Annotated in this window: 5 protein-coding genes and 1 other RNA gene; 4 read left to right on the top strand and 2 right to left on the bottom strand. The window is 42.3% G+C overall.

The window, feature by feature from the left end; translation table 11 throughout:
* Positions 1–197 precede the first annotated feature (197 nt).
* Both rnpB and rsmI read right to left on the bottom strand, forming a co-directional pair.
* An RNA gene (gene rnpB / locus CWB78_RS16085) (RNase P RNA component class A) lies at positions 198–562 on the bottom strand.
* A gap of 43 nt (positions 563–605) precedes the next feature.
* Positions 606–1,463 carry a 16S rRNA (cytidine(1402)-2'-O)-methyltransferase gene (rsmI, locus tag CWB78_RS16080; RefSeq protein ID WP_010390670.1) on the bottom strand — a complete coding sequence of 286 codons (858 nt, stop codon included), beginning with the start codon at positions 1,461–1,463 and terminating at the stop codon, positions 606–608.
* A 60-nt stretch (positions 1,464–1,523) separates the two neighbouring features.
* On the opposite strand from rsmI, the gene CWB78_RS16075 reads away from it, so the two are divergent.
* From CWB78_RS16075 to dolP, 4 genes are all read left to right on the top strand, one after another.
* On the top strand, positions 1,524–3,404 hold the full coding sequence (locus CWB78_RS16075; protein WP_131690492.1) for a penicillin-binding protein activator: 1,881 nt from the start codon (positions 1,524–1,526) through the stop codon (positions 3,402–3,404).
* 9 nt (positions 3,405–3,413) lie between these two features.
* Positions 3,414–3,785, top strand: a complete 372-nt coding sequence (locus tag CWB78_RS16070; protein WP_008110719.1) for a YraN family protein — start codon at positions 3,414–3,416, stop codon at positions 3,783–3,785.
* A 141-nt stretch (positions 3,786–3,926) separates the two neighbouring features.
* A complete protein-coding gene (locus CWB78_RS16065) occupies positions 3,927–4,520 on the top strand; it encodes an SIS domain-containing protein (RefSeq protein ID WP_008110721.1) in 594 nt (197 codons plus the stop codon).
* The gene (dolP, locus tag CWB78_RS16060; RefSeq protein ID WP_138596456.1) at positions 4,513–5,079 is read left to right on the top strand and encodes a division/outer membrane stress-associated lipid-binding lipoprotein; all 567 of its coding nucleotides are present in this window, start codon (positions 4,513–4,515) and stop codon (positions 5,077–5,079) included. Before CWB78_RS16065 ends, dolP begins: the two co-directional genes overlap by 8 nt.
* Positions 5,080–5,402: the final 323 nt, after the last annotated feature.

The following is a 5,402-nucleotide window of genomic DNA, read 5'->3' as shown; positions in this document are numbered from 1 at the left end:
GTTCGAGGTTCGAGGTTCGAGAAATTTAAAAGCCTTGCGGTTAACATTACAAGGTTTTTTATGCCTGAAGGCGATAGTTAGTCTCGCATCGAGTTTAGGTTTTAAGCCCGCAACCCGAAGCTCGCCGCCCGCAACCTGACAGCTTATTCCAAACACAAAAAAGCCCGCAGCGTTAACTGCGGGCTTTTTTATTGAATGAGTGAGTTAGCCATATAAGCCGGGTTCTGTCCTTTCCGAAGAAAGTGATAATCATTCGTCTAGGCCATAAATCGCTCTATGGCTCAAGCAACCTACCCGGTTCCAACGTGGGCCACGCCATAAGGAACCCTATTTGGTCTTGCTCCGAGTGGAGTTTACCTTGCAACCGACTATTACTAGCGGCCCGGTGCGCTCTTACCGCACCCTTTCACCCTTACCAATCCGAAGATTGGCGGTCTTCTCTCTGCTGCACTTGTCGTGGGCTCACGCCCCCCAGCCGTTAACTGGCACTCTGCCCTATGGAGCCCGGACTTTCCTCCCCCTGATCATTTTCGTCACAGGCAGCGATTATCTTGGCTAACTCGGCGCGCAGTATACATGAGAGCACAACACTACGCAGTAAACATTTACTGTTTTTCTTCAATAATTGTTTTATACAACGCGTTTTTCTTCATGCCGAAGTAATCGGCTACTACACCACACGCTTTTTTCATTGGCATTTCGTTTTCAAGTAACGCTAACATTTTACGGGCTTCTGGCGGAATATCGTCAACTACCTTAGCTTTACCCGGCAGCATGAGTACTATTTCGCCGCGTTGTTTAGTTGGATCGTCAGTTAAAAACTGCTTTAACTCACTCACTGTGCCATTAAAAAAGGTTTCAAAGGTTTTAGTGAGCTCTTTGGCAAATACCACCTGCTGCTCACTACCTAGCGCTGCTTCTAAATCGTCAAGGCTTGCCATAATACGGTGGGTACTTTCATACATAATACTGGTAATACTTGAGTTAACCGCATCTATAAAAAAGTCTTGGCGCGCTTTACTTTTGGCAGGTGTGAAGCCAATAAATTGAAAACGATCAGTAGGTAACCCAGAACAACATACCGCCGTAATAGCAGCACATGCACCAGGCACGGGTGTTACACTTGCGCCTTGCTCACGACATAAATTAACCACCGCATAGCCAGGATCGCTGATCAGGGGTGTGCCTGCATCAGAGACCAGTGCAATATTTAACCCTTGATTAAGTTGGTCGATAATTTGCTGCGCTTTTTGCTTTTCATTATGGTCATGTAACGCAAAGGTTTTAGCCTTAATACCAAAGTGGCTAAGTAGCTTACCAGTATGGCGAGTGTCTTCAGCCGCGATTAAGTCAACCTGCGATAATGTCGCGATTGCACGCTGACTTAAGTCGTCATAATTGCCGATTGGGGTGGCAACAACGTAAAGAGTGCCAATTTTCTGTGAATTCTCCTCATTTAACATTGAGGTCTCCTGCGTCAGTCAGTAATATAAGCAAATCGCGTTAACGTATGGGAAATCATTGTGCGACTTAAACTAGTTAGTCTATTAATTATATTGTCAGGGTTATCGGCGTGTAGCACAACCGAAAAACCAACTAAAACCAGCGATAACTTAAGTAACAGTGCCAATACGCTGAAAAATGAAGCACTGAATGCGCAATCTATTTACCAATTAGCGCAAAACCGCTATGGCGCTGATAAAATCCAGCTACTTTATAGTGCTCGTGATAGCGCAATTACAGAAGAAAACTGGCCACTACTCGAAAAAATATGCACTGAACTTGCACTTACCGCCAGTGTTGATCAAATTCAAAATCGTTTATACATTGCCTTTGCGCAAAAAGAGCAAAATAAAAATCAGCAAGCACTTGAGGTACTAAACACGCTGGAGGGGCAACTTAAGCAACCTGAACATTTTGCTTGGCACCAATTTTTAACTGCCAGCATTTTTGCGTCGCAAGATTTGCCAAAACGTGCAGCCCCTTACTTTTTTGCTGCATCTGAATCGGTAGCTAAAAATAATATTTCTATCCCTAAACTTAATGACGCACTTTGGCATAATTTAAAGCAGCTTTCTTCGTATGCATTAGAGCGATTTAACCGTGGCTCGGTTATTCAACAAGGTTGGGTTAACTTAGCTTTGTATCATCAGGTTTATGCCAACAGCTCTGTTGATTTAGACCAAGCGATTAATAATTGGCGCCGCCGTTACCTTGGGCACCCTGGTACCAATGTTCTACCAAAACAAGATACTTACGCCAATGAATTAGCACCACTAAATATTGAACGCTTAGTTGTGCTATTACCTCAGTCAGGTGCTAACAAGCGCTTAGGGGATGCATTAAAAGCCGGCATACTGGCTGCACTTGATAAAAAAGAGATTAGCGAAACGCTGTTTATTGATGAAAATACCGAAACCGAAGCGTTGAGCGCACAGATTTCGCAATTACAACCAGACTTTGTTATTGGCCCGCTATTAAAAGCCAATATAGATAAGCTCGCTAATACCAATACATTACTCGATATACCCACATTACATTTAAATACTTTTGATGGCGAACGAACCTCTCTGCAACACTACTTTTTTGCGCTTAATCCTGAGCATGAAGTACAACAAACTCTAGAGCACTTTTTAGCGCAAGGTTATCAAAAACCTATGTTGCTAGCGCCAAATAATACCAATGGTCAGCGCTTAATCGACTACTTTAATCTGCAATGGCAACGCTATAGTGAAACAACCACACAAGTTGGCTTTTACAACGATAATAAAGATATGCCCAATACCATTACCAGCTTGCTAGAAGTTGATAAATCAAAAGAGCGTATTAAATCGGTTAAAACACTTTTTAATAAAGAAGTAGAAAGTGAAACCCGCTCACGTGGCGATATTGATGCAATTTATATACTAGGTGACGCCATAGAGACCCGGTTAATTAAGCCTTACCTAGATGTTAACGTAAGCACCTTTGCCGACAGGATCCCTATTTACGCCAGCTCTAAAAGTCATAGTAAGCAAATAGATACCACTGACAAAGGCGATTTAGATGGGCTCTACTTTACCGAACTTCCTTGGATGTTAGACTCACAAATTACGCAGCATAATCTTCGTAAGCAATATAATGATTTATGGCCTGAACAGGCTGATATTAGCCAACGTTTATTTGCCATGGCCTACGATGCCGTCGCCATGCTGAATGATATTAGACAACTGAGCATTACACCCGATAAATACTTTTCAGGCTTAAGCGGTAAATTGTCCATTAATAGTGCCGGTGATATTGAACGATCACTGCAATGGGCGCAGTACAGCAATCGCCGTATAAAACCTGTGGAATTAAAAACACAACGCCCTGTGCCGCTATTTATGCAGTCGGCAAACGATGGCATAACCATTATTAACTAAGGGGTTAGCATGTCGTGGTTTAAACAGCTGTGGCAAAATAGTCGTGAAAAAGGCCAGTATTATGAGCGCCAAGCGCAAAAGTATTTAGAAGCGCAAGGTTTAAAAGCGATTGAGCGGAATTACTACTGCCCCTACGGCGAACTTGATGTCATTATGAAAGACGGTGACACCTTAGTGTTTGTTGAAGTTAAGTTTCGTAAAAATAACATAAAAGGCGGCGCTAATTATGCGCTAAGCCCGCAAAAGCAAGCTAAGTTAAAGCGCACTATTTATCATTACCTTGGTGCTAAAAACTTAAAAAACCAGCCATTACGTATTGATTACGTAGCTATAACAGGCGAACCGTCATTACATATTAACTGGCTGAAAAACGTATTTTAATGTCTGATGTATAAAAATAAGACGATTACAACAGCTTCATGCTGAGCATACAGTTAAACATTAGCTAACGCCTAAAATAATTACCTTTTAATAAAGCCGGTGTGAGCTCACACAGAATTAGAGATAAATTGTTGGTAACCCATGCAAGATACAATTAAAGAAATTTTTAAAGAAAGTATTCAAGTTCAAATAGCCGCAGGCGAAGTGTTGCCAAGCGCGTTAGAATCAGCGGCATTTACCATTGCACAAAGCCTGATCAATGGGAATAAGTTGATCTGTTGCGGTACTGCAAATTGCCATATGCTGGCGCAACACATGGCTGGCGTACTGGTTAATTTTTACGAAACAGAACGCCCTTGCTTACCTGCAATCGCTCTCTCACAAGAAAATATTAACTTGGGCCAAGGCAATCAAATAGATGACCACGATACCTTTGCACGCCAAGTTCGTGCCTTTGCTCAGCAAGGTGACTTATTATTGGTACTTGCCATTAATGGTAATGAAAAACACATAATTTCTGCAGTAGAAGCGGCACTTACCAAAGATATGAAGGTCATAGTAATGGTAGGCGATGATGGCGGCGAACTCGTTGGCTTGCTTGGCCATAACGATGTAGAAATTCGTACGCCGTCTAAACGCCCGAGTCGCATTATTGAATCGCATTTAGTGAACCTTCACTGTTTAAGTGAGTTGGTGGATTTAACCCTTTTCCCTCAGGACGAAAATTATGTTTAAACGCTCCCTAATTATTTTAGGCACTGTTGTGTTATTACAAGGCTGTGCCGCTGCTGTGGTCGCCGGTACAGCCAGTGCTGTTACTGCCGCTAACGATAGGCGAACCATTGGCTCGCAAATAGACGACAACAATATTGAAATAAAAGCCAGTATTGCTATTAGCGAAGATGAACGCCTTAATAAGTTTGCTCATATCAGCATTATAAGCGTAAATGGCGTGGTTTTAATGGTAGGCCAAGTGCCTAACCAAGAAATGAAAAACCAAGCGTTTAAAACCATTGAGAACCTATCTGGTATTCGCAAAATTCATAACCAACTTCGTATTGGATCTAATATTGGCATTACCACGCAAACTCACGACTCATGGTTAACCTCAAAAGTAAAAGCGCAGCTTTTAGCGGCTGAAAACATCAGCAGTAATAATATAAAAGTAGTGACTGAAAATGCCGAAGTATACTTAATGGGGCTAGTATCTGACGCTGAAGCAAACCAAGCCGTTAATATAGCTCGCAACATCTCTGGCGTAGAGCGGGTAGTTAAAGTATTTGAGTATTTGTAAAAATCTCAGGTTCGAGGTTCGAGGTTCGAGGTTCGAGGTTCGAGGTTCGAGAAATTTAAAAACCTTGCGGTTAACATCGCAAGGTTTTTTTATACCTGTAGGCGGGAGTTTACCTCGCGCAGGGTTTAGTAAAATACGCGGCATAAAGCCCCGCCTACAAAACCATTTTGAACCACAGAGTACACCGAGGCGCTTCGCGCTACACAGAGAAGAAAAGGCAAATAAAACATGTCTTTAATCATTTACTCTGTGTGCTCTGCCCCCTCTGTGGTGAATAAAATCATTTGGAAAGCGAGTCGGTGATAGATATATTTTGGCTATAT

Source organism: Pseudoalteromonas sp. S1612 (assembly GCF_005887175.1).
In the GTDB taxonomy this organism is placed as follows: domain Bacteria; phylum Pseudomonadota; class Gammaproteobacteria; order Enterobacterales; family Alteromonadaceae; genus Pseudoalteromonas; species Pseudoalteromonas undina.
The sequence above is the reverse complement of the archived record's forward strand: the minus strand, read 5'-3'. Positions and strand labels throughout refer to the sequence as shown.

Coding starts and splice junctions, on each gene's coding strand:
- dolP (WP_138596456.1), top strand. CDS start 4,513: ATGTTTAAACGCTCCCTAATTATTTTAGGCACTGTTGTGTTATTACAA.
- CWB78_RS16070 (WP_008110719.1), top strand. CDS start 3,414: ATGTCGTGGTTTAAACAGCTGTGGCAAAATAGTCGTGAAAAAGGCCAG.
- CWB78_RS16065 (WP_008110721.1), top strand. CDS start 3,927: ATGCAAGATACAATTAAAGAAATTTTTAAAGAAAGTATTCAAGTTCAA.
- rsmI (WP_010390670.1), bottom strand. CDS start 1,463: ATGTTAAATGAGGAGAATTCACAGAAAATTGGCACTCTTTACGTTGTT.